Below are 22,922 nucleotides of genomic sequence, written 5' to 3'. Positions count from 1 at the left end.
TTGCCGAGTCGGTGCCCGAAACGGCGGATGCGTGCGGCTGCTGCCGGATGACAGAGGTGTCACCTGGTGTAACTTGTGTCACCCTGGCAGGTGGATCAGCGCGCTCGGCCGTGCTCGCACTTGACCCAGCGTACCGTGCCCGACGAGGCGCGCATCACGACGCTTTCGGTCGTCATCGTGCCCGAACGAAGCCGCTTCACCCCCGCCAGCAGCGAACCGTCGGTTACGCCGGTGGCGGCGAAGATGCAGTCGCCGCGCGCAAGCTCGGACAAGTCGTACTGCTTGTTCAGGTCGGTGATGCCCCACTTGCACGCCCGGCCCTTCTCGTCCTCGTTGCGGAACAGCAGGCGGCCCTTGAACTGGCCTCCCACGCAGCGCAGCGCGGCGGCGGCGAGCACGCCTTCGGGGGCGCCGCCCGAACCCATGTAGAGGTCGATCCCGGTGTCCTCGTCGGTCGTGGCGATGACCCCCGCGACGTCGCCATCGGGGATGAGCTGGATGCCGCAGCCGATCGCGCGCAGGCGCGCGATGAGGTCGGCGTGACGCGGACGATCGAGCACGCAGACGATGATCCCGTCGGGCGCGACGCCCTTGGCCGCGGCGACCGCGGCGACGTTTTCCTCAACCGACTTGTCGAGGTCGATCACGCCGGCCGGATAGCCGGGACCGACCGCCAGCTTGTCCATGTACACGTCAGGCGCGTTGAGCAGGCAGCCCTCCTCGGCAATGGCGAGGACGGCGAGTGCGTTGGGCCCGGCCTTGGCGGTGATGGTAGTGCCTTCGAGCGGGTCGAGCGCGATGTCGATGCGCGGTCCGGTGCCCTGTGCGCTGCCGACCTTTTCGCCGATGAACAGCATCGGGGCCTCGTCGCGCTCACCCTCGCCGATGACGACGGTGCCGTCCATCGCCAGTTCGTTGAGCGCGGCGCGCATCGCTTCGACCGCGGCGGCGTCGGCCGCCTTTTCGTCGCCACGGCCGATCAGCTTGGAAGCCGCGATCGCCGCCGCCTCGGTAACCCGGACCATTTCGAGCACCAGCACGCGGTCGAGCACGGCGCTCGGCGCGGCATTGGCAGTCGCGGTCGCCGCGGGCTTTTCCTGGGTATCGGTTGCGCTCACATTCACTTCCAATTCATCGCCAAGGGACAGGATCAGGGGGCCGCCCTAGAGCATTTCCCCGGGCGGGGGAAACACCTGACAGCGCGGAAATTGCAGGATAACGCGAAGGCGTTGCCCGAACGGGGCAATTCCCTGCAATCGAAGGCGCGGCGCGCGGAGGTTGAGTTGTCGAGATTGGCCTTCGCGGTAGCCCTCAGCGTTCCCCTGAGTGCGTTCGTCTCAGCCCCGGCGGCGCTGGCGCAGAACGCCGAATCAGAGGCCGATCGCAAGGTCCAGACGCTGATCACCGCGCAGAAGCGCAAGGTCGACCTTCGCGACCCGCGCTGCCTGTTTCGCGGCGCGCCGGGTTATTCGACCGGGCCCGACATCGTGGTCTGCGCGCGCAACGATCCCGAGGCGAACCGCCTGCCCCTGCGCGATCTCGCCAAGCCGGCCGACGACCGGCTGCGCGCGCCCGACGTTTCGGGCAACGGCATCATCAAGGGCAAGCCCACCGTCGCCGGGTTCTGCCTCATTCCCCCGTGCCCCGAGGACAAGGTCTATATCGTCGATGTCGCCACCCTGCCGCCTGCTCCCGCCGGCTCCGACGCCGAACGCATCGCGAAGGGCGAGCAGTCTGAACGGTGAGCGATTGCCGCGGGTGCTCGCCGCGCTCGCTGCGGCGATCGGTCTTGTCGTCCTGCCTGCCGCCGCTTTCGCGCAGAACGCCGAATCCGAGGCCGACCGCCAGATCCAGCAGGTCCTCGATCAGGCGCGCGCCCGCACCGACCTGCGCGATCCGCGCTGCCTGTTCTCGCACCGCTCCGCCGACCAGATAGTCGTCTGCGCCGCGCCCGACCGCAACCGCGACCGGTTGCCGCTCTACCAGAAGGAGCTCGAGGCGCGGATCCACGACTCCACGCCCCGGGCGCCCGACCTGTTCGGGCTGACCCCGTTCGCGGGTTTCGGGCCGACGGTCACGTTCAAGGGATGCTTCATCCCTCCGTGTCCGCCCCGGCCGATCTACTACTTCGATATTGCCTCGCTGCCGCAGGCACCTGCAGGCTCGGACGCGGCCAGGATTGCCGCGGGAGAGATAGCGACGCCCTGAGCGGGCCGGATCAATCGCCGAGGATGTGCATCACCAGCGGCGGCTCGATCAGGCTCGGCGATCCTTCGAGCAGGCGCAGCGCGGCGTTGACGTTGCCTTCCGGGCCCTCGTGCGTGACCAGCGCCACAAGGACGGTCTCGTCCCCGTCCGCGGGGGAAGGCGCGCTGGCTTTCTGGATCAGGCTTTCGATCGACACGCCGCCGTCGCGCATCGCGGCGGCGATTTCGGCAAGGACGCCCGGCCGATCGGCCACGATCATGCGGATATAGGCCTTGCCGACCCGCCGCTCCGCCGAAGCGGGACGCATGTTCTCGAGCTCGGCCACGGGGATCGAGAACGGCGCGCCTATCTCGTTGCCGTCGCCGGTGTGGCGGGCGATGTCGATAAGGTCGGCGACCACGGCGCTCGCGGTCGGCCCGTCGCCCGCGCCGGCGCCCTGGAACAGCAGGCGGCCCGAGAAGTTGCCCTCGGCCACAACCGCGTTGGTCGCCCCGTCGACATGGGCCAGCGGGTGGTCCCGCGGAACGAGATAAGGGTGCACGCGCTGGAACAGGCAATGTGCCCCGTTATCGTCGCGTGTCACCTCGGCGATGCCGAGCAGGCGGATATAATAGCCCAGCGCATCGGCCTGGGCGATGTCGGCGGCGATGATCCGCCGGATGCCGGTGGCCGCGACGGGGGCGAAATCGATCCGGGTGCCGAACGCGATGCTGGCAAGGATCGCGAGCTTGTGGGCCGCGTCGATCCCGTCGATGTCGAACGATGGGTCTGCTTCGGCGAAACCCTTGGCCTGCGCCTCGGCGAGCACTTCGGCAAAGTCGCGGCCAGTGTCCTCCATCGTCGAGAGGATGTAATTGCAGGTGCCGTTTAGGATGCCGTAGACCCGCTCGATCGCGTTGGCGGCGGCACCTTCGCGCAGTCCCTTGATCACCGGGATGCCGCCCGCGACTGCCGCCTCGAACTTCAGCGCGACGCGGTTGGCCTCCGCTGCTTCGGCAAGAGCGAGTCCGTGATGCGCGATCATCGCCTTGTTGGCGGTCACCAGCGATTTGCCATGGGCGATGGCATTGCGAGCAAGGGTCAGGGCAGGCCCGTCGGCCCCGCCGACCAGCTCGACCACCACGTCGATCCCCTCGCGCGTGGCGAAGGCGCCCATGTCGTCTTCCCAGGCGTAGCGGTCCATCGCGATGCCGCGGTCCTTGGAGCGGTCGCGTGCGGAAACTGCGGCGACCTCGATCCGGCGGCCGGCGCGCCGCGCGATAAGGTCGCCGTTTGCCTCGAGCAGGCGGATGACGCCCGCGCCCACGGTGCCGATCCCGGCCAGTGCGATCCGCAACGGTTGCGCCATCTTTCGTGCCCTCTCCCTCGCCGACCGCGCTGCGCGGCCGACTGCTGGTCCAGCGCCGGCGCTTTAGGAAGGAAGCCCCGGCTTGGCCAGATAGACTGGCTTCCAGCCCTGCTAGCGGCGATAGGCTTCCGGCCGGTTGCGGGGGCAGGCGCCAAGCTCTCCGCGAACGTAGCGATAGTCCTCGGCCGCCCGCCGCCGGTCGATGTCATCGCCGGGCAGGACGGTGGAGGGGGTGACGCCGTTCGGCAGGAAGCACGCGAGCCGGTACCACGTAAGCGTGTCGCGCGTAGGCGGAACGGCGGCCTGGTCTACGATCTCGCCCAGCGATACGCCCCAAGTCGGCGGCGCCTCTGGACGCCGAAGAACCGAGATCGAGACGGGTTGACCGCTGGGCGTCGCGAGGAAGATCTGCGTTTCCCCTTCGCCGACGAGATTGCCCCGGACATGCGCCGCCTCGCGCACGCCGATGATCGCGGGCGCGGCGCCGGGTGCAACGAGCTCGCGCAGGATCCCGCGCACCCGGTCCTCGACGGGCTGGCTCCAGGCTATCATGCCGTCGGGGGCGACCAGCTGAATCTCGCCGGGCCGCTCCGGGACCGCACGTGCAAAGACAATCGTCTCGGCCTTCCTGAGCTTGGGCAGGTCGCCCTTGGGTGTCAGCGGCACATCGGCGAGGAAGCGAATCGATTCGCCCAGTCCCTCGCCAATGAGGAGCGCCGAGGTGCGGCCCTCGATGTAGACGCGGGCCATTCCGGCACGCAGGCCAGGCGCCTGGGCGGGCTTGAGGCGCGCGACCTTGCGCACTTGAACTTTGGCGACGAGGGGCGTTCCCGCGGAAAGATCGGCGATGTCGGCGTAGGTCAGATTGCCGCTGAATCCACTGGCTGTGGCCATCGGTGCGGCACTTTGCTGTGCGTGCGAGAATTGGGGGATGACCGCCGCAAATCCTGCGATGGCGGTCAAAATTCGCATGGTCTTCCGAGACATCCGGGCACGTCCTGTGGGCTTGACTTGGCGCAACCGGCAACGCGGTCTGCTCGCTTTGGAACAAACCGCCCCGCCGGTCATTGCGGGGCTAGGTACACGGTCTCTTTCACGGGCGTGAGCGTGAATCGGAAGTTAACGGATAAAGCATTTGCGCGGCATTGGCATCGGCGTTAAAGCTCCCGCAAATCGGGCTTAACAAGAGCAAACGCCTGATTTCTGCCGCCGTCGGGCCAGGGCTGCGTCGGCTGCTCCGGGTATCCGGCAGGGTGGAAACAAGTGATGGGTAGCCGGCTGGCCATGCGACCTGCGGGTCCATTGCCGTCGAATTTGCGCTCGGGTGCTCCCGTGCGCGTGGATAGAGAGAAGGACCTGGATGGCATACGCTGACCAACAGATGAGCGGGAACCGCATAACCGCGCTGATCATCGTTGCGATTCTCCATGTGATCGTCGGTTATGCGCTGGTGACGGGTCTTGCCTTCGAGGCTGTTAAAAAGATCAAGGAAACCGTCAGCGCGGTGAACATCGAGGAGCCGCCGCCACCGCCGCCTCCTCCGCCGCCGCCGCCGGACCAGAAGATTCCCCCGCCGCCGATCGTCGCGCCTCCGCCGCCGATCAGCTTCACGCGCCCTGCGCCGCAGGTGCAGACGGTTGTGGAACCTCCCAAGGTGGTTCTGCCGCCGACGGTCGTCGCGGCACCCCCGCCCCCGCCGCCGGCAGCGCCCCCGCCACCTCGCTTTACGCCCAAGGGTGCATCGCCGAAGGGCAACCCGGGAAGCTGGGCCACGACGGACGATTATCCGGCTCGCGCGCTTCGTGAAGAGCGTGAAGGCACCACACGTTTCCGCGTGACGGTGGGACCGGATGGCCGCGTGACCAACTGCGAGGTCACGGGATCGAGCGGCAGCCCTGACCTCGACCAGGCCGCCTGCTCGAACGTTACCCGTCGCGCCCGGTTCAATCCGGCGACCGACGGCGAAGGCAGGCCGACCTCCGGCAGCTACTCCAACGCGGTTCGCTGGGTCATCCCCAAATGACCGCGCGTCCCGGGACTGGCCGACAGGATGTCGCCCATTCCCGGGTCGCGGTCTGCCGCATAGTTTTCACACCACATTTCCTGATTGTTTGAGAGGAAGACCCGCATGCTCATTTACACTCTTGCCGCGGCGGCGACGAACGTCCCGCAGAACAAGTTCGGCTTCGCCGAGGCGCTCAAGCAGGGTGGCTTCATCGCCATCGCGACCGTCGTGATCCTCGGGATCATGTCGTTCGGCTCGTTCTACATCCTGTTCACCAAGTTCTTCGAACAGCAGAAGATCATGCGTCAGTCGCGTGACGTTCGTGCCAACTTCTGGCGTTCGAACAACCTTCGCGATGGTGCGAACAAGCTCGAGAAGAACAGCGCCTACCGCCAGCTCGTCGACGACGGCCTGTCGGCCGAGGACCAATACGGCAAGATGACCGACAGCCTCGAAGCGCACGACTGGCTGCACGGCTCGCTCGCCCGTTCGGAAGCCTCGATCAACGCGAAGCTCGCGGGCGGCCTGCCGTTCCTGGCGACCGTGGGTGCGACCGCGCCGTTCATCGGCCTGTTCGGTACCGTGGTCGGCATTTATCGCGCGCTGATCAATATCGGCATCGCCGGTTCGGCCTCGATCGACAAGGTCGCGGGTCCGGTCGGTGAAGCGCTGATCATGACCGCGCTCGGTCTGCTCGTCGCGGTTCCCGCGGTGCTTGCCTACAACTGGCTGCAGGCGCGCAACAAGCGCATCGCCGAGCACCTGAACAGCTTCTCGACCGATGTTCTCGCGAACATCAACTCGAAGGGAGCCGTTCGTCCCGCGCTCGCCGGTCCCGCCGGCAAGGCCGCGGCGACTGCTCAGGGCCGTGCCACGACCCCGGCTGGAACCACCCCCGCCGGCACTACCCCGATGAGCACCCAGGTGCCGCCGTCGGGCATGAAGAACTAAGCACGTTTCCGGTTTGCGGCAGGTCGGCGCTTGGCCAGCCTGCCGCCACGGAAGCGGGTTTCAAGCATGCGGTCGCCGGGTAACGGTGACATGGGCTTCGGGATGCGCGCGGCGGCGCCGCCGCCTCCCGGGCCGGGTCTAGAAGATAGGATGTAAGCAATGGCAGTTTCGGTAGGCCCTGCCGGCGGCGAAGAACGACCGATGTCGGACATCAACACCACGCCGCTGGTCGACGTGATGCTGGTTCTGCTCATCATCTTTCTTATCGCGGTGCCGGTGGCGATCCAGACGATCGAGAAGCTCAAGGTGCCGATCCTGGCCTCGGAGGAATCCAAGGACAAGGTCGAGAACCTCCTGCTCGCCGTCGTCTCGACCGACGATGCGGGCCGCAGCCCTGGTGATGCGGGCTATGAAGGATCCTCGCGCTCGGGCCAGTGCCGGATCTATTTCAACAACACCTCTCCGGTCGATTCCGCCGAGCTGCAGAAGCAGGCGTTCGAACGGCTCGACGCTATCGTGAAGCGCGAGGGCGGTGCGACGAATATCGATCCGGACAAGATCCCCGAAGTTCACATTCGCGGCGACGTCAACGTTCCGTGGAAGTGCATCGCGGGCGCAATCTACAACGTCCAGGTGTCGGGCTATCCGCGGGTCGGCTTCATCGCCAACCCGGTCGATCCCAACGGCTAAGCGCCACCGCGAAATAATCGGTGGGCCTTCGATGCGGCCCCCGCAGCAGACGAACAGGAGTATTTTCCGATGGCAATGAGCGGCGGCAAGGACGATGGCTCGCCGATGATGGAAATGAACACGACGCCGTTGATCGACGTCATGCTCGTTCTCCTCATCATGTTCATCATCACCATTCCGGTGGCGACCCACGCCATCAACATCGATCTGCCGCAGGCCTCGCCTCCGACGGCGGATCAGCAGGTCGATCCGGTGAAGAACAAGCTGGTCCTGACGATGGGCGGCCAGATTCTGTGGAACGGCACGCCGACCACCGAAGGCCAGCTGGTTTCTCTCCTCGACGCGACGAAGGCGCTGAACCCGGAGCCCGAGCTGCAGTTCCAGCCCGAGGAATACGCCAGCTACGAAATCGCCAACCGGTTGCTGAAGATCATCACGGCATCGGGCGTGTCGAAGTTCGGCTTCGTCGGCAATGAACAGTTCGCGACCTTCCAGAAGGCCGGCGAGTAAGCAATCATGTTAGCTGTCGCCTGACGACGGCTGCGGAAGACTTTCGAGGGGGCGGAGCGATCCGCCCCCTTTCTCATGTCCGCAAATGGGCCGCACAGCGGCCCCTAGCCCTTCGATGGGTCCATGGCAGCTTCCGCTAGTGACTCCGCCTCCAGAAGAAGCTCGTCGTCGGCGGCTCCTGCGGGAAGCGTCTCGCGGCCGATCATGACCATAACGGGCACCGCAAGTGGGCTGACGCGGTCAAGCCGGACATGCACGAGTTGCCCTGCGGCGCGGTCCAGCAGGTCGCCGACGCGCCCCACGTCGGTCATCCGCTCCCGCGCATCGGCCCATGCCGCCTGGATCAGGACATGGTCGGGCTCGTACTTGCGCAGCACGTCGTAAATCAGGTCGGTCGAGAAGGTGACCTGCTTGCCCGACTTGCGCTTGCCGGGATGGTGACGCTCCACCAGCCCGCCGATCACAGCCACTTCGCGGAAAGCGCGGCGCAGGAGGTGAGAATCCTGCACCCACTCCACGAACTCGTGTGTCAGGATATCGGGCGACAGCAGCGCGCCCGGGTCGTCGACCGGGACGAGCCCGTAGAGCGCGAGCGAATAGTCGTTGGCGACGAAGCCGAGCGGGCGAAGACCCTGCGCCTCCATCCGCGCGGTGAGCAGCATCCCCAGCGACTGGTGGGCGTTCCAGCCTTCGAATGGATAGAGCACCGTGTATTCGCGGCCGCCGTGAGGGAAGCTCTCGACGAGGAGCTGTGCGGGGCCGGGCATCTGCGACCGCCAGTCCTGCACTTCGAGCCATTCGCGAACGTCGTCGGGAAAGCGCGACCAGCCCGGCCGGTCGACGAGCATTTCGCGCACCCGTTCGGCCAGATGAGTGGTCAGCGGCATGCGCGCACCCATGTAGCTGGGGATCGTCGCCGCGCTGCGCGCCGCGCGCACAATCAGGTCCATGTCGCGCATCGCTTCGACTTCGAGGTCCATCCCGGCGAACCGAAAGGTGTCGCCGTTGCGCAGCGATGCTGCAAACTGCTCCTCGACCCGCCCTAGCGAGCGTCCGTTGCGAAAGCGGATCTCGATCATCTCAGCGTCGAGAATGATCCCGGCATTCAGCCGGTGGCGCGCGGCATGTTCGGGATGGGTCAGCCGCCAGGTCCCGTCGGGTGCGCGGACTATGCGCTTGAACCGGTCGTAGGCGCGCAGCGCGTAGCCTCCAGTGGCGACGAAGGAGAGCACCCGGTTCCATGCCGCGTCGTCCACCCAGGCATAACTGAGCGAGGAACGCACCTCGGCCAGCAATTCGGCCTCGTCGAACGGGCCGACGCAGGCCCGCGCCATGACGTGCTGGGCAAGGACATCGAGACCCCCCGGGCGAAAGTCCTCGCCGTCGCGCTGGCCTTCGTGGACCGCGTCGACTGCGGCCTGGGCCTCGAGATACTCAAACCGGTTGCCGGGGACGAGCAGCGCGCGGCTGGCCTGGTCGAGCCGATGGTTGGCGCGGCCGATCCGTTGCAGCAGGCGCGAGGAGCCCTTCGGTGCCCCCATCTGCACGACAAGGTCGATGTCCCCCCAGTCGACACCGAGATCGAGGCTGGCGGTGGCGACGAGCGCACGCAGCTCCCCCCGCGCCATAGCCGCCTCGACCTTGCGCCGGGCTTCCTTCGAAAGCGATCCGTGGTGGATGCCGATCGGCAAGGTATCGTCATTCACGTCCCACAGGAGCTGGAAGATGTATTCGGCGAGAAAGCGGGTGTTGGTGAAGATCAGGGTGGTCCGGTTGGCGCGGATCGCCTCGTAAAGCTGCGGAACAGCCCACGCTGCGGCATGTCCGCCCCAGGGCACCCGGGCGTCCTGGGGCAGCAGGATCGACACTTCCGGATCGGCACCCGGCTCGCCTTCGACCAGCCGCACCCGGTCGATCTCCCCCCAGGGAGCGAGCCATTCGCGAAACGCCTCGGGATCAGCGACGGTGGCGGATAGGGCGCAGCGCCGCATGCCGGGGGCGAGGGCCTGAAGGCGCGACAGCGAGAGTGCCAACAGGTCGCCGCGCTTGCCAGTGGCGAAGGCATGAATCTCGTCGATGACGATCCGCTTGAGCCCGGCGAATATTTCCGCGCTCTCCGGATAACTGAGCAGCAAGGAGAGCGATTCCGGCGTGGTCAGGAGGATGTGTGGCGGCTTGCTGCGCTGGCGCAACTTTCGATCCGAAGGGGTGTCGCCGCTGCGCGTCTCGACCCGTATCGGCAGGCCCATATCCTCGATCGGCGTCATGAGATTGCGCTGCACGTCATGCGCCAGCGCTTTCAGCGGAGACACGTAGAGAGTGTGCAGACCCTCCGCTGCGGCGGATCCGGCGAGATGCGACGGAGTAAAGTCGGCCAGCGTCGGCAAGAACCCGGCCAGCGTCTTGCCCGCGCCCGTATCCGCGACGAGGAATGCGTGATCGCCCGCGCGCGCGGCAGCGAGCATGTCGGTCTGGTGGCGACGCAAACGCCAGCCGCGCCCTTCGAACCAGTGGGCGATCTCCGGCGGGACAAGGGATGCTTCGCTGCTCACCCCCGGCAACGCACGGCGCGGCGGCCCGATCCCCGGGCGCGAAGCGGGATTCGCCCGCGCGACGGCGGAAAGGGTTGAGCGGCGGGCATGGCTAGGGTTAAGTGGGGGCGATGTGGCGTGTGCTCAACCAGCCGATATCCGAGAATCTGCGAGCCGAACTCGAAGCGCGGGTCGTTGCCGCGATCGGCACCACGACCCGGCTTGCGGGGGACCAACCGGAACTGCTGCTGAAGGACTTCTTCATTGAGAGCAGGGGCGCGGGACAGCTCTTGCGCGAACTGCTCGACACGCCCGACGCCCGTGCGCTGATCGCCCAACGCCTGACCGATCCCGTGATCCTCGCCGCTTATCCGGAAATCAAGCTGTCGGGGGCGCCGGCAACGCGCTATCGTCGCGAAGGCGACGGAAATGGCGGTTCGGCTCCGGTCGCGAGCGCCTTCACCTTGTGGATCGCGCTTGGCCCGACCAACGGCGGAAACGGTTGCCTGCGCATGGCGAGCACGACCGGCGAGAGCGACAAGACCGTCGTCGCCCTCGCCCGCCCGTCGCATGTCGAAATCGCGCCGACGTCCGCCCCGGCCTACGATGTGGCGATGAAGCCGGGCGAGATCGTCTTCTTCGATGCCGATCAGCTTCACGGCGCCTACCCCAACCATTCGGGCGAACCGCGCCTCGCGGTGCGGGTCACACTCGCCGAGCGGAGCGGCCTTGCGCCAGGAACGTTCCGGGAGATCGCGGCCTACGGCTCGCTCGGTCTCGCCGCGCGCCAGGGCTGGCGCAAGCTCCTAGGGCGCGAGGCCAAGTAGCCATGGATCAATCGAGCCGGTCCATCCTCAGGTCGTAGACAGGCACTTCGCCGATCCCCTTCAGGGCCACGAGCCGCGGAGGAGAAAAGGCGTAGGAATCGGCGAGAAGATCGCGCGTCGATTGCGAGACCGTGATTCCGTTGACCGGTGCCACGCCTTCGATGCGGGCGGCAACATTGATAGCATCGCCCCAATAATCGTAGCTCATCCGCTTGCTGCTGATCACGCCGCCGATGACCGGTCCAGAATTGATCCCCACGCGCACCGCGAAATCCACCCCGCTGCCCCGTGCCATCTCGCGGACGCCCTCGATCAGGTGGCGGCCGAAGCCGATGGTCGACTTGGCTGCGTGCGGGACCGGGACGATCGCCCCCGCCACGGCCATATACGCGTCGCCAATCGTCTTGACCTTCTCCAGTCCGAACAGGTCGCAGCTTCGGTCGGCGAGGCCGAAGAAGGAGTTCAGCAGTTCCACGATCCGCGCAGCAGGCAGGGACTGCGACAGTGTGGTGAAGCCCACCACGTCGACGAAGACGATCGTCACCTCGTCGAATGCGTCGGCGATCGCCTCGCCCGATTGCAATCGGGTGGCAATCGACTGGGGCAGCACGTTGTAGAGCAGGGCGTCGGACTTACGCTTTTCCGCATCAAGCTTGACGCCCGCGTCGAACAGCAGGCGCGCCTTGTCGTCGATCGCCCAGTTTATGTAGACGAGCAGTATCGCGAACGGGGCATAGAAGGTCGCCGTATAGACCGCGACATTGGTCGGATAGCCGAGGATGGCGAGGGTCGCGACGAGGTAGGCGACTGAGATCGCGGCAAAGATCGCGAACTGGCGTACCGATGCCGCGAAGGCGAGGCACGCGTACGACAGCAGCAATTGCTGATTGTAGCAAAGGATAGCGTAGAACGGCCAGCCGCTGATGCCGCTCTCCCACAATGAGCGGATGAAGAAGAACATCGGCGGCTCGATGGCGAGGAAGAAGGCCAGATCGAACCACCGGTTCGCGGCAAAGCCTGGACGGCCGACATACCAGAAATAGAACGCCATCATCGGCAGCATCACGGCGCTGGCTATCAGCATGCCCGTTGCGCTCTCCCAGCTTAGGAAAACCGGGTTCAGCACTGTATAAAGGGCGAGCATCGACGGCCCGAGGATCATCAGGGCGCGGGTGAACTTCGCCTGGCGGGTGCGCAGTTCGCGGCTGTAGCGGCGCTCTTCCGCGCCCGATTCGAACCGCTGGAACACGATTGCCGCCAGCGATCCCATCAATGCCATCCCTTTCGCGTGCGACCGCGAGAGGGAAGCCAGCAAACCGCCAAGGCTAAGTCAAGGCGAGGACTGCGCGAATCCCGCCTCGTCCGCCGATCAGTGGCCTGCCTGCGGTCCGCGTTCCAGGCCTGATGCAGCAAGCTGATCGTCGATCTGGGACATCAGGCGGTCGAGGCCCTTTTGGTCGGCAGCCTCGGCCCGAGCCACAAGCACGTCCTGGGTGTTCGAAGCACGCAGGAGCCACCATCCATCGGCGGTGGTCACCCGCGCGCCGTCGGTCTCGTCGACATCGGCGCCCGCTGCCTTGAGCCGCGCCTTGACCTCGTCGATCACCGCGAACTTGCGGCTCTCGTCCACCTGAAAGCGAAGCTCGGGTGTGTTGACCATCGCGGGCATTTCCCCGCGCAGTTGGGTCACCGACTTGCCGAGCCGCGATGAGGCGGCGATCAGCCGAATCGCAGCATAGAGCGCATCGTCGTAACCGTAGTAGTCGTGCGCGAAGAACACGTGGCCGCTCATTTCCCCGGCCAGCGGGGCGCCAGTTTCCTTCATTTTGGACTTAATCAGGCTGTGGCCGGTGTTCCACATCAGCGGCTTCCCGCCGAGTTCGGCCACGCGGTCGAACAGTGCCTTCGACGCCTTTACGTCGGCAATAATCGTCGAGCCTGGCACCATGCGCAGGAGGTCCTCGGCGTAGATCATCAAAAGCTGGTCGCCCCAGATGATCCTCCCTTGGCCGTCGATCGCGCCGATGCGGTCGCCATCGCCGTCGAATGCCACTCCGAAATCGAGGTTCTTGGCAGCGACGAGGCTGCGCAAGTCCTCCAGATTCTTCTCCTCGGTAGGATCGGGATGATGGTTGGGAAAATTTCCGTCGACTTCGGTAAACAGAAGGAAGTGCTCGCCAGGGAGCCGAGCGGTCAGCGCCTCGAGCGCAGGGCCCGCGGCGCCATTGCCCGCGTCCCAACCGATCCGAAGTCGGGACAGCTCATCGTTGCTGATCCCGGCGAGCCCTTCAATCAGCCGTTCGATGTACTCGCCCAGGATCTCGCGGCTGGTGGAGGTCCCGTTGCCGGAAGCCCATTCCCCGGCGGCTGCCATCCGGCCGAGTTCGAGGATGTCCTTCCCGAAAAACGGCCGGCCCTGAAATACCATCTTGAAGCCATTATAATTGGCGGGATTGTGGCTGCCGGTTATCTGAATGCCGCCATCTGCCTCTGGAATTGAGGCTTCGGCATAGTAGAGCATCGGCGTCGGCCCCATTCCGATGCGGATCGCGTCGACGCCGCTGGAGTTCAGTCCTTCGACCAGCGCATGCTCGAGGATCGGCGAACTGATGCGCCCGTCATAACCCACCGCCACGGTCGATCGGCCGGCTTCCACGATCTTCGTGCCGAACCCCCGGCCGATCGCACGGGCATCGTCGGGGCCGAGCGTTTCGCCGATGATCCCCCGGATGTCGTATTCGCGGAGAGTGGTGGGATGAAACTGGTGCGTCATGTTCGTAGGGAATCCTGGGATTGACGGGCGTCTCGACGGGATGGTGATCCCTGATCGAGCCGAATCAGCGGTTCTGGCCGAGCTGCGCCGCACCCAAGAGGAGGTCGCGCGCGGCATTGGCCTCGTGAACCTGGCTGTCGCTTCCACCCCGGTCGGGATGAACGCGGGAAACCAGGCGGCGATGCGCTTCCATGATATCCTCCCGCGTGGCATCGCTGCGCACGCCGAGAAGCGTTGCAGCTCGCTCCACCGCATCCGAACGCGGCTGCCCGCCAAGCAGTTCCCAAGGCCACCGCTTTGCGATTACCTTGCAGGCAATGCTCGCCAGGACGAGGAGCCAGAGGAACTTCATGCCGAGGCGGCCAGAGCGATCGGGGCGGCGTCCTCGCCCGCGCCGTGTCCGGGCATCGGCAGCTTGAGGTTTGAGATCAGCGTGCGAAGTTCCTGCCGCGCAACGAGGTGGCTGGTGCCCAGCTCGCCCAACTGGCCCTTGTCGAGCAAGGTCAGTCCCGACGGGAACAACTCGCGGTAGATGACCCTCTCGCTGAGGCCCTGGGCGATGCGAAAGCCCACGCGCTTGGACAGTTCGCCGAGCGCGTTATCGAGCCGCTTCATGTTGCGCGCCTCGACGTGCTGGGTGCGATTGCGCACCACCACCCAATCCATCTCGCGGCGCTGGTCGCGGATCGTCGCCATCGCGCGCTTCTTGCGAGCCTCCCAGATCAGCTCCGCATAGAATGACAGCTTGCGCACCTTGAAGGTCTCGGCATCGACCTGTCCGATGAGGTCGAAGTCCACGAAGCTGTCGTTCAGGGGGGTAACCAGCGTGTCGGCCCCGGTGGCCACGTGGCGGGCGAAGGGATCGTCGCGCCCGGGGGTGTCGAACACCAGGAAGTCCCTGCCCTCTCCCAGCGCGGCCGCCATTGTGTCGAGCTCTTCCAGGCTCTCGCCGCGGAAGACTTCGCACGTGGCGCCGGGCAGGGTGATGCCGCGGCGGCGCTCGGTCTCGGCACGGTTCTCGAAATAGCGATGCGTGGTGCGCTGGCGGGAATCGAGGTCGATCGCCGCCACGTTTGCGCCCTGATAGGCCAGCGCCACGGCGACATGAACCGCCGTGGTCGACTTGCCGGTGCCACCCTTCTCGTTGGCGAGGACGATGATGTGCGGAAGCTTCGGCAAGGATGGCCTCTCGTTGCAGCAGGCGGGCGTGGCGGTTACGGGACGGCGTCTAGGGCAAAAGGAAGCGCGCGTGCAAACCATCAATCGGCTCGACGAATTGCGCAAGGCGCGGGCTGCGCTGGGCGGTGGAAAGCTTGCGCTGGTGCCGACGATGGGCGCGCTTCACCAAGGACACATGGCGCTGGTGCGCGAGGCGCGCCGCCATGCTCAGCACGTTGCCGTCTCGATCTTCGTCAACCCGCGCCAGTTCGGGGCGAACGAGGATCTCGACGCCTATCCGCGCCAGCTTGCCGCGGACCAGGCATTACTGGAGGCAGAGGGCGTGGACCTGCTCTGGGCGCCCTTGCCGGCGGAAATGTATCCTGAAGGCTACGCCACGAACATCTCGGTGACCGGCGTCAGCGAGGGCCTTTGCGGCGCTGCCCGGCCCGGCCACTTCGATGGCGTGGCGACCGTGGTCTGCAAGCTGTTCAACCAGGTGCTGCCCGATGTTGCCCTCTTCGGCGAAAAGGACTGGCAACAGCTTGCCGTGATCCGCCGCATGGCGCGCGACCTCGATCTGTCGCGTCCGGCGGTGGGCGACATCCTCGGCCTCCCTACCGTGCGCGAAGCCGATGGGCTGGCGATGAGCTCGCGCAACGCATACCTTTCTCCTACCGAGCGCGAACAGGCTGCAGCGCTGCCAAGGGCGATGAAAGAGGCGATCTCCACGATGGGCAGGGGCACGCCAGTGTCTGCGGCGCTGACCGATCTTGTCAGCACGCTCGTTGCCGGGGGCTTTTCGTCTGTCGACTATGCCGAGGTGCGCGATGCGGACTCCCTCCAGCCGCTGACTGAACTGGGCGCAGGCGCCGCGCGCCTCCTTGTCGCCGCGCGTATCGGGTCCACCCGGCTCATCGACAACATGGCGGTCTGAGGTGGGGCGGCCCAGTTCTCAGGCGAGTTCGAAAACGTCGCCGGGACGGGCGGCGGTAAAGCGAGACGCCTCGATCCCCTTTGCCTTCAGCGCATGGTCGAGCGCGAGCGCTGGGTCTTCGTATCCCTCGTCGGTGAGCTGGAAAGTGCCCCAATGGATGCCCAGCGCGCGGTTTGCGCCGGTGTCCTCCATGATTTGCACCGCCTCTGCCGGATTGACGTGCTGGGCGGCCATGAACCAGCGCGGCTCGTACGATCCGATCGGCAGGAGCGCGAGGTCGGGCGGGCCCAGTCGCGCGCGAAGGTCACGGAAGATCGCGCCGTCGCCATAGCCGGTGTCGCCTGCAAACCACACGCTGCCATGCGGGGTTTGGAGATAGTGGCCCGACCATAGCGCCATGCGCACGTCGCTTAATGACCGGTTCGACCAGTGGTACGCCGGGGTTATGGTCGTCGCGCAGCCGGCGGGAAGGTCGAGGCGATCCCACCAGTCACCGATCGCGATGCGCGCCTCGGGGATTGTGGCCCGCACGATAGCGTCGTTGCCGAGCGGCATCGCCATCAACGGCGCGTCGCGGCGGTGCAGTTCCCGCAGCGTAGCGATATCGAGATGATCGTAGTGGCTATGGCTGAGGAGAACGACGTCGATCCTGGGAAGGTCGGCAAGCGCGATGGCGGGCGCGGTAACTCGCTTGGGTCCGGCGAAGGTCAGGGGACTGGCCCGTTCGGACCATACCGGATCGGTAAGGATACTGAGCCCGGCAACCTGGATCAGCATAGTCACGTGACCGACGTGCGTCACGCGCAGGCCCGCCACTCGCGCATCGGGCCGGACGGGCCGGATCGGTACCGAAGTCGGCCATGCCGTTGGGCGGCTGTACAGCTTCCAGCGAAGGATCTCCCGCAGCGACCGGTCGGTGGAATCATGGCCCGGATTGAAGAAGCGGACGCCGTCGAAATGGTCGCTGGGCGGGCCCTGATAATAGCGATTGGCCATGAAGGTCCGGCGAGCCCTGGAGGAGAGGAAGCCGCATCCTGCGTGCCGCCGGAGGGGCTGGAGCGGGTAGCGGGAATCGAACCCGCCTAGCTAGCTTGGAAGGCTAGTGCATTACCACTATGCTATACCCGCGTTCGCGATGCGACCGTGGCGCGAGGCGCGCAGATGCCACTGCTGGGGGCAGGCCGTCAACAGGCGATCGCCGAGCCGATCGGGGAGATGCGCGGCGATCTTGGCTCAGTGACCGGGAAATTCGACCAGCGATTCGACGCGCAGCCCGGCCTCTCGCAGGCGCGCGGCGCCGCCCAGGTCAGGAAGATCGATCACGAACAGCGCATCGTTAACGGCCGCGCCAGCCATGCGCAGGAGTTGCGCGGCGGCAAGCGCGGTTCCCCCGGTCGCGATCAGGTCGTCGACGATCACGATGCGCATGCCCAGCCTGACTGCGCCGGGATCGATCTCGAGCCGGTTGCTGCCGTACTCGAGGTCATAGTCGATCCCGATCGTCGGCACCGGCAGCTTGCCCGGCTTGCGCACCGGAAGAAAACCAATCCCCAGTTGCGCGGCGGCCGCGGCGCCGAAAATGAAGCCCCGCGCTTCCATGCCCGCGATCATCTCGGCCCCCGCAGCCTTGGCCCGCTGGGCAAGGTGTCCGACGCAGGCGGCCAGACCTTCGCCGTGCGCGATCATGGTGGTGATGTCGCGGAACTGGATTCCGGGGTGCGGAAAGTCCGGCACGGTGCGGATCAGTGCGCGCAGATCTGATGGGGTCATGTCGCGCAGCCTGGCGGGGCGGCAGCGCAAATGAAAGGGGCCGCCGTTGCCGGCGACCCCTCCAATGTCTCGAGCCAGGAGCGGCGGGCGATCAATGGTTGCCCTTCTTCCCCCGCCACACGTTCTGGTAGGCCATGTAGGCCAGGACCGTCGCGAAGATGAGGAAGATCACGACCGGAAACCCGGTCTGGTGGCGCTTGGCCAGCTTGGGCTCGGCAGTCCAGACGAGGAACGCGGCGACGTCCTTGGCCATCTGATCCACGCTGGACTTCGTCCCGTCGCCATAGGTCACCTGGCCCTCGGCGGTGAGCGGCGGCGCCATCGCGAGGTTGAGGTTGGCGAAATAGGGGTTGTAGTGCAGCCCGGCCGGGGTCTTGGCGTCGGGGAACTTCTGCAGAAGCGCCGCCGGCTGGTTCTGGAACCCGGTCAGCAGCGAATAGACATAGGCCGGACCTTCGTGGCGTGCCTTGGTCATCAGCGAAAGATCGGGCGGCACCGCGTTGTTGTTCGCGGCGCGGGCGGCGATGTCGTTGGCGAAGGGCTTGGGGAAGTAGTCCGTCGGCAGTCCCGGACGCGTGTTCGCTTCGCCCGTGTTCGGGTCGATACCGGGGACCTGGAAGCCCTTGGCGATCGCCTTCACCTCAGCCTCGTTGTAGCCGAGCTGCGACAGGTCGCGAAACGCGACGAGGCGCAGCGAATGGCAGGCCGAGCAGACTTCCTTGTAGACCTGAAAGCCACGCTGCAGCTGTTGCTTGTCGAACGTGCCGAAAGGCCCGTCACTGGCGAAGCGCACTTCCTTGGGATGGCGATGGAATTCGGCCTCGGCGGTCGCCGCGGTCGGTTCGGTGATCGCGGTGTAAGCGCCATTGCCGAACGACCACAGCAGGGCGGCTCCGAAAAACAGGCCGGCGAGCATTCCTAACAGACGGACCATGTGCGGTTCTCTTGGCTTTCCTGTTGCGGCTCAGGCGGCGGGAACGGGGGTTGCGGCGGGCGGCAGATCGCCGGCCGAAGCAGGGACGAGCACGGCCTTGTCATCCTTGCCCAGCACCGCCTCGGTGATCGAGAACGGCATCGGTTCGGGCCGCTCGATCGACGATACGATCGGCAGGATGACGAGGAAGTGAAGGAAGTAGTACGCCGCCGCGATCTGGCTGATCATCACGTAGGGTTCGGCTGCGGGCGAGCCGCCGCAATAACCCAGGATCAGCACGTCGGGGATCAGGCCGAACCAGAAGAACTTGCGGAACAGCGGGCGGTACTTCCCCGAGCGCACCGGCGACGTATCGAGCCAGGGCAGGAAGAAGAACAGCAGGATCGCGCTGAACATCGCCAGCACGCCCATCAGCTTGGCCGGGATGAAGAAGAAGTCCGACGTGAAGGCGCGCAGGATCGCGTAGAACGGCCAGTAGTACCATTCGGGCACGATGTGCGCCGGCGTGCTCAACGGGTTGGCCGGAATGTAGTTGTCCGGGTGGCCCAGCGCATTGGGCAGGAAGAACAGCATGGTGCAGTAGAGGATCAGGAACACGCCCAGCCCGAAACCATCCTTGGCGGTGTAGTACGGGTGGAACGGAACAGTATCGCTCTCGCTCTTTACTTCGATCCCTGTGGGGTTCGACGAGCCGGGGATGTGCAGCGCCCAGATGTGAAGGATCACCACCGCTGCGATCACGAAGGGCAGCAGGAAGTGCAGGCTGAAGAAGCGGTTCAACGCGGCGTTGTCCGGCGCGAAGCCGCCCAGCAGCCATTCCTGCAGCGGCGTGCCGATCAGCGGGATGGCGGAGAACAGGCCGGTGATGACCTTGGCGCCCCAGAAGCTCATCTGCCCCCAGGGAAGTACATAGCCCATGAAGCCGGTCGCCATCATCAGCAGGTAGATGACGACGCCGAGGAGCCAGATCATCTCGCGCGGGGCCTTGTAGCTACCGAAATAGAGGCCGCGGAAGATGTGGATGTAGACGACGACGAAGAACGCCGAGGCGCCGTTGGCGTGCGCGTAGCGCAGCATCCAGCCCCAGTTGACGTCGCGCATGATGTGCTCGGTCGAATCGAACGCCACCTGCGCATTCGGCGCATAGTGCATCGCCAGGATGATCCCGGTGACGATCTGCAGCACGAGGCAGAAGCCGGCCAGAACGCCGAAATTCCAGAAGTAGTTCAGGTTGCGGGGAACCGGGTAACCGGCGCCGATCGCGTTGTAGACGAAGCGCGGAAGCGGCAGCTTCTCGTCGAGCCAGCGCATCAGCGGCTGCTTCGGCTGGTATTCCTGGGCCCAGGGAAAGCTCATTTCAGGTGTCCTCAGCCGATCTTGACGACGGTATCGGAGTTGAAAGAATACTCCGGCACTTCGAGGTTCTTGGGAGCGGGACCCTTCCGGATCCGCGCCGCGGTATCGTAGACCGAACCGTGGCAAGGGCAGAAATAACCGCCGAATTCGCCCCGGGTCTCACCCTCGCCGGCGCCGAGCGGAACGCAGCCCAGATGGGTGCACACGCCCATCGTGATGAGCCAGTTCTTCTTGCCTTCCTTAGTGCGCTCACCCAGCGTCTGGGGATCGCGCAGCGAGTCCACGGGCACCTTGTCCGCTTCCGCGATCTCGACCGGGGTCAGGTTGCGGATGAAGACCGGCTGCTTGCGCCAGACGGCCTTGATCGCCTGTCCGGGCTGGATCGAGGAAATGTCGATCTCGGTCGAGCTTTCAGCCAGCACGTCGGCCGAAGGCGCCATCTGGCTGATCAGCGGATAGAGCACCGCCACGCCGCCGATCCCGGCGAAAGTGACCGCCGCGATATTGATGAAGTCCCGCCGCCGCACGCCCTCGCCGTCCGTCATGGTGACCGCGGTTGAGGGGGGAGTGTCGATGCTCGCCTCGTCTGCCATTCGAAACCCTTGTTATCTTGCCGCCCCGGAAACCCGAAAGGAAGCGGAACCCTGCCGACCGGCGCCCAGAGGGACCGGCCGTCCACATGCTATGTCGAAGGCCCCGATCATCCCCTGCCGGCGCCCCATCCGGTCGGCTGCACAAGGCAACGCCCGGGTCCCGGGCGTGGCCCGGCTTGGCCGGCCTGATAGACACACACCCGCGCCTTGCCAACAGCATTTTCGGTTAGTGAAACGGCGGCGGCGCAACCGCCCGCCGCCACCGCCCGGACGCCGTTTTCAGAAGCCCGTCGCGGCCGGGGCATCGGGCGACCCCAATCCCATGACCTTGAACAGCCGGCCCATCTGCCGATCGCCGGTCAGGCGTTCAAGCGCCTGCGCGATTGCGACCGCGTGCTGGGGGGCGAAGGCGGCGAGGTTGGCGGCACGGGTCTCTATTCCCAAGGCGCGGAGCCAATCGCCCTGTTCCGCGGTTCCCAGCCAGCGCGCGCCACGGCGCTGCGCGACTTGGGCCAGCGCCGCGAAATCGACGTGCGCCGAAAGGTCGGCCTCACCCGGCGCGGCGAACGGATCGAGCTTGCGATGGCCGCGCACCGCCTGGAGAGTGGAGCCGAAGCGGGGCTCCGCATGACCGTAGTCTATGAACAGCGCCGCTCCGCCTTGTGCAACGAGCCGGTCAGCGACCTCTTCGACGGTCGCGGACGAGGCAGGACTGGTCTCGATTATGGTCCCTTCGGGCGCACCGCTGAACTCCGCCGGAACAGCGGCATCCATGGGCTGCGAACCCGCCACGAAGATGAAAGCTCCGTCCTCTCGCCCGATCAGCCGCTCGCGCCAACCGACGTGGGTGCGGACAAGCTGCCGCACCGGGAGCGCATCGAGAAACTCGTTCGCGACGAGCAGGATCGGGCCATCGTCTGGGACCGTCGCCACCGTGTCATGCCACAATGCGGTGGGATGCAGCTCGGCCTGAAGCGCGCGTAGCGTCGGACTGCTTTCGACAAGGTGTACCTGAGGGACAAGTCCGTAACGCCGCGCAGCACCCAGGGCGTCGCGCGCCAGGGTGCCGCGGCCGGGCCCCAGCTCGACATAGCGAACCGGCTCGCGCCTGCCTGAACGAATCCACATGTCGGCCAGCCACAGTCCGATCAGCTCGCCAAACATCTGGCTGATCTCTGGCGCGGTGACGAAGTCGCCTGCGCTGCCCAGCGGATCGCGGGTCGAATAATAGCGGGCGTTGCTCTCGGCCATGAAGGCCGCAATGCTCATTGGTCCGGTGCGCTCGATCAGCCGCGCGAACTTGTCGGCGAGGGAATCGGGCGGAGCGGCGGCAGGCATCGCGTTCGAGGCGGATTCAGGCCGGGGCGGGGATCGCCATCGATCTGTCGAGAGGCGGGCGGATCAGCGCCCGAACGAGGAAGAACAGTCCGACGAGCATCAGCGGAATGGTCAGCCACTGCCCCATCGACAGCCCGGTGCGCGCCGCGAACTCCTGCAACTGAGCGTCGGGCTCGCGGAAGAATTCGACCGTGAATCGGGCCAGGGCAATGCCCAGGGTGAAGACCCCGACGAGCAGGCCCGGCCGCCAGCGCGCCGCCGTTCGCCAGAACAGGTAGAGCATCACTACGATCAGCAGCAGGCCTTCGAGCCCGGCTTCGTAAAGCTGGCTAGGATGGCGCGGCAGGTCGCCTGCGCCCGGAAACACCATGGCCCAGGGGAGGTTGCCCTGCGCGACCCGGCCCCACAATTCGCCGTTCACGAAGTTGGCGAGCCGGCCGAACATCATGCCGAAGGGCACGCAAACCGAAATGTAATCGCACAGGCGCATGAAGGAGAGGCCGTTGCGCCGGGCCACCCAGCCAATCGCAAGGAGCACGCCGGCCAGGCCGCCATGGAAGCTCATGCCGCCGTCCCACAGTCGCAGGAGGTCCCAGCTCACCGCCTCGCCCGGGGTGAAGTGCGTGAACAGGCTGGGCTCACCGGTCGCGCCGCCGGTGTAGAACAGCGCATAGCCGATGCGGCCGCCGAGAATGATGCCGAGCGTGGCGTAGAAGAACAGGTCGTCAGCGTGGCGCTGGGCCATCGGCGCACCGGGCGAGCGGATCATCCGCGACAGGTGCCAGTAGCCGAGGAGGATGCCGCACAGGTAAGCGAGCGAATACCAGCGGATCATGAAGAAGCCGAGGTCGATCCCTCGGGTCAGGCCCAGGCTCTCCCAATGAAGGGGGGGCGAGGCGGCCGAGGTTGATAGAGTATCGACGGCAACCGCGCCTGCCGCTGCAACCGCGGTCCATAGTGACAGCACCAGCCGAACTCCTTAAGCATCAATCC

23 protein-coding genes and 1 tRNA gene are annotated in these 22,922 nt (G+C 66.0%); 8 read left to right on the top strand and 16 right to left on the bottom strand.

Annotated elements, in window-relative coordinates; translation table 11 throughout:
* Positions 1-95 precede the first annotated feature (95 nt).
* Positions 96-1,118: a class II fructose-bisphosphatase gene (gene glpX / locus ACFO0A_RS01165; protein WP_379537148.1), complete on the bottom strand. Its 1,023-nt coding sequence runs from the start codon at positions 1,116-1,118 to the stop codon at positions 96-98.
* Positions 1,119-1,292: 174 nt separating this feature from the next.
* Here glpX and ACFO0A_RS01160 point away from each other — a divergent pair, with 174 nt between their 5' ends.
* Both ACFO0A_RS01160 and ACFO0A_RS01155 read left to right on the top strand, forming a co-directional pair.
* The gene (locus ACFO0A_RS01160; protein WP_379537147.1) at positions 1,293-1,745 is read left to right on the top strand and encodes a hypothetical protein; all 453 of its coding nucleotides are present in this window, start codon (positions 1,293-1,295) and stop codon (positions 1,743-1,745) included.
* Between the two features lie 4 nt (positions 1,746-1,749).
* The gene (locus ACFO0A_RS01155; protein WP_379537146.1) at positions 1,750-2,208 is read left to right on the top strand and encodes a hypothetical protein; all 459 of its coding nucleotides are present in this window, start codon (positions 1,750-1,752) and stop codon (positions 2,206-2,208) included.
* 10 nt (positions 2,209-2,218) lie between these two features.
* On the opposite strand, the gene ACFO0A_RS01150 is transcribed toward ACFO0A_RS01155, so the two are convergent.
* Complete coding sequence (locus tag ACFO0A_RS01150; protein ID WP_379537145.1) at positions 2,219-3,556, bottom strand: homoserine dehydrogenase; 1,338 nt, start codon at positions 3,554-3,556, stop codon at positions 2,219-2,221.
* A 111-nt stretch (positions 3,557-3,667) separates the two neighbouring features.
* Positions 3,668-4,450 (bottom strand): hypothetical protein, encoded by a 783-nt coding sequence (locus tag ACFO0A_RS01145; RefSeq protein ID WP_379537144.1) that lies wholly within the window; start codon positions 4,448-4,450, stop codon positions 3,668-3,670.
* Between the two features lie 466 nt (positions 4,451-4,916).
* Between ACFO0A_RS01145 and ACFO0A_RS01140 the strand changes: the two genes are divergently transcribed.
* The 4 genes from ACFO0A_RS01140 (at position 4,917) to ACFO0A_RS01125 (ending at position 7,712) form a co-directional block, all read left to right on the top strand.
* Entirely contained in the window at positions 4,917-5,579 is a 663-nt protein-coding gene (locus ACFO0A_RS01140) for an energy transducer TonB (RefSeq protein ID WP_379537143.1), read from the top strand.
* Positions 5,580-5,684: 105 nt separating this feature from the next.
* Positions 5,685-6,512, top strand: coding sequence for a MotA/TolQ/ExbB proton channel family protein (locus ACFO0A_RS01135; protein WP_379537142.1), 828 nt, complete (start codon positions 5,685-5,687; stop codon positions 6,510-6,512).
* A 159-nt stretch (positions 6,513-6,671) separates the two neighbouring features.
* A complete protein-coding gene (locus ACFO0A_RS01130) occupies positions 6,672-7,202 on the top strand; it encodes an ExbD/TolR family protein (RefSeq protein WP_379537141.1) in 531 nt (176 codons plus the stop codon).
* A 69-nt stretch (positions 7,203-7,271) separates the two neighbouring features.
* On the top strand, positions 7,272-7,712 hold the full coding sequence (locus ACFO0A_RS01125) for an ExbD/TolR family protein (protein WP_379537140.1): 441 nt from the start codon (positions 7,272-7,274) through the stop codon (positions 7,710-7,712).
* A gap of 104 nt (positions 7,713-7,816) precedes the next feature.
* On the opposite strand, the gene ACFO0A_RS01120 is transcribed toward ACFO0A_RS01125, so the two are convergent.
* The gene (locus ACFO0A_RS01120; protein WP_379537139.1) at positions 7,817-10,264 is read right to left on the bottom strand and encodes a ligase-associated DNA damage response DEXH box helicase; all 2,448 of its coding nucleotides are present in this window, start codon (positions 10,262-10,264) and stop codon (positions 7,817-7,819) included.
* 110 nt (positions 10,265-10,374) lie between these two features.
* Between ACFO0A_RS01120 and ACFO0A_RS01115 the strand changes: the two genes are divergently transcribed.
* Positions 10,375-11,070, top strand: a complete 696-nt coding sequence (locus tag ACFO0A_RS01115; protein WP_379537138.1) for a phytanoyl-CoA dioxygenase family protein — start codon at positions 10,375-10,377, stop codon at positions 11,068-11,070.
* A gap of 7 nt (positions 11,071-11,077) precedes the next feature.
* Here ACFO0A_RS01115 and ACFO0A_RS01110 read toward each other — a convergent pair whose 3' ends face one another.
* The 4 genes from ACFO0A_RS01110 to ACFO0A_RS01095 form a co-directional block, all read right to left on the bottom strand.
* Positions 11,078-12,349, bottom strand: a complete 1,272-nt coding sequence (locus ACFO0A_RS01110; protein ID WP_379537137.1) for an adenylate/guanylate cyclase domain-containing protein — start codon at positions 12,347-12,349, stop codon at positions 11,078-11,080.
* A 90-nt stretch (positions 12,350-12,439) separates the two neighbouring features.
* Positions 12,440-13,843, bottom strand: a complete 1,404-nt coding sequence (pgmG, locus tag ACFO0A_RS01105) for a phosphoglucomutase/phosphomannomutase PgmG (protein WP_379537136.1) — start codon at positions 13,841-13,843, stop codon at positions 12,440-12,442.
* 64 nt (positions 13,844-13,907) lie between these two features.
* Entirely contained in the window at positions 13,908-14,195 is a 288-nt protein-coding gene (locus ACFO0A_RS01100; protein ID WP_379537135.1) for a J domain-containing protein, read from the bottom strand.
* Positions 14,192-15,022 (bottom strand): division plane positioning ATPase MipZ, encoded by an 831-nt coding sequence (locus tag ACFO0A_RS01095; protein WP_379537134.1) that lies wholly within the window; start codon positions 15,020-15,022, stop codon positions 14,192-14,194. The genes ACFO0A_RS01100 and ACFO0A_RS01095 overlap by 4 nt, the downstream gene beginning before the upstream one ends.
* Positions 15,023-15,092: 70 nt before the next feature.
* On the opposite strand from ACFO0A_RS01095, the gene panC reads away from it, so the two are divergent.
* Positions 15,093-15,938, top strand: coding sequence for a pantoate--beta-alanine ligase (gene panC / locus ACFO0A_RS01090; protein WP_379537133.1), 846 nt, complete (start codon positions 15,093-15,095; stop codon positions 15,936-15,938).
* Positions 15,939-15,956: 18 nt separating this feature from the next.
* Here panC and ACFO0A_RS01085 read toward each other — a convergent pair whose 3' ends face one another.
* The 8 genes from ACFO0A_RS01085 to lgt all read right to left on the bottom strand — a co-directional run bounded on the left by ACFO0A_RS01085 (position 15,957) and on the right by lgt (position 22,896).
* On the bottom strand, positions 15,957-16,934 hold the full coding sequence (locus ACFO0A_RS01085) for an MBL fold metallo-hydrolase (protein WP_379537132.1): 978 nt from the start codon (positions 16,932-16,934) through the stop codon (positions 15,957-15,959).
* Positions 16,935-16,992: 58 nt separating this feature from the next.
* Positions 16,993-17,066 (bottom strand) — tRNA-Gly (locus ACFO0A_RS01080).
* 105 nt (positions 17,067-17,171) lie between these two features.
* Positions 17,172-17,708: an adenine phosphoribosyltransferase gene (locus tag ACFO0A_RS01075; RefSeq protein ID WP_379537131.1), complete on the bottom strand. Its 537-nt coding sequence runs from the start codon at positions 17,706-17,708 to the stop codon at positions 17,172-17,174.
* 91 nt (positions 17,709-17,799) lie between these two features.
* Positions 17,800-18,642 carry a cytochrome c1 gene (locus tag ACFO0A_RS01070; RefSeq protein WP_379537130.1) on the bottom strand — a complete coding sequence of 281 codons (843 nt, stop codon included), beginning with the start codon at positions 18,640-18,642 and terminating at the stop codon, positions 17,800-17,802.
* Positions 18,643-18,672: 30 nt separating this feature from the next.
* A complete protein-coding gene (locus ACFO0A_RS01065; protein ID WP_379537129.1) occupies positions 18,673-19,998 on the bottom strand; it encodes a cytochrome b in 1,326 nt (441 codons plus the stop codon).
* Positions 19,999-20,009: 11 nt separating this feature from the next.
* A complete protein-coding gene (gene petA, locus ACFO0A_RS01060; protein ID WP_379538132.1) occupies positions 20,010-20,543 on the bottom strand; it encodes a ubiquinol-cytochrome c reductase iron-sulfur subunit in 534 nt (177 codons plus the stop codon).
* A 327-nt stretch (positions 20,544-20,870) separates the two neighbouring features.
* Entirely contained in the window at positions 20,871-21,929 is a 1,059-nt protein-coding gene (locus ACFO0A_RS01055) for a class I SAM-dependent methyltransferase (RefSeq protein WP_379537128.1), read from the bottom strand.
* Between the two features lie 16 nt (positions 21,930-21,945).
* Positions 21,946-22,896 (bottom strand): prolipoprotein diacylglyceryl transferase, encoded by a 951-nt coding sequence (gene lgt / locus ACFO0A_RS01050; protein ID WP_379537127.1) that lies wholly within the window; start codon positions 22,894-22,896, stop codon positions 21,946-21,948.
* Between the last annotated feature and the right edge of the window lie 26 nt (positions 22,897-22,922).

Source organism: Novosphingobium tardum (genome assembly GCF_042652045.1).
GTDB lineage: Bacteria > Pseudomonadota > Alphaproteobacteria > Sphingomonadales > Sphingomonadaceae > Novosphingobium > Novosphingobium tardum.
This window is presented reverse-complemented; position numbering and strand designations above follow the sequence as displayed.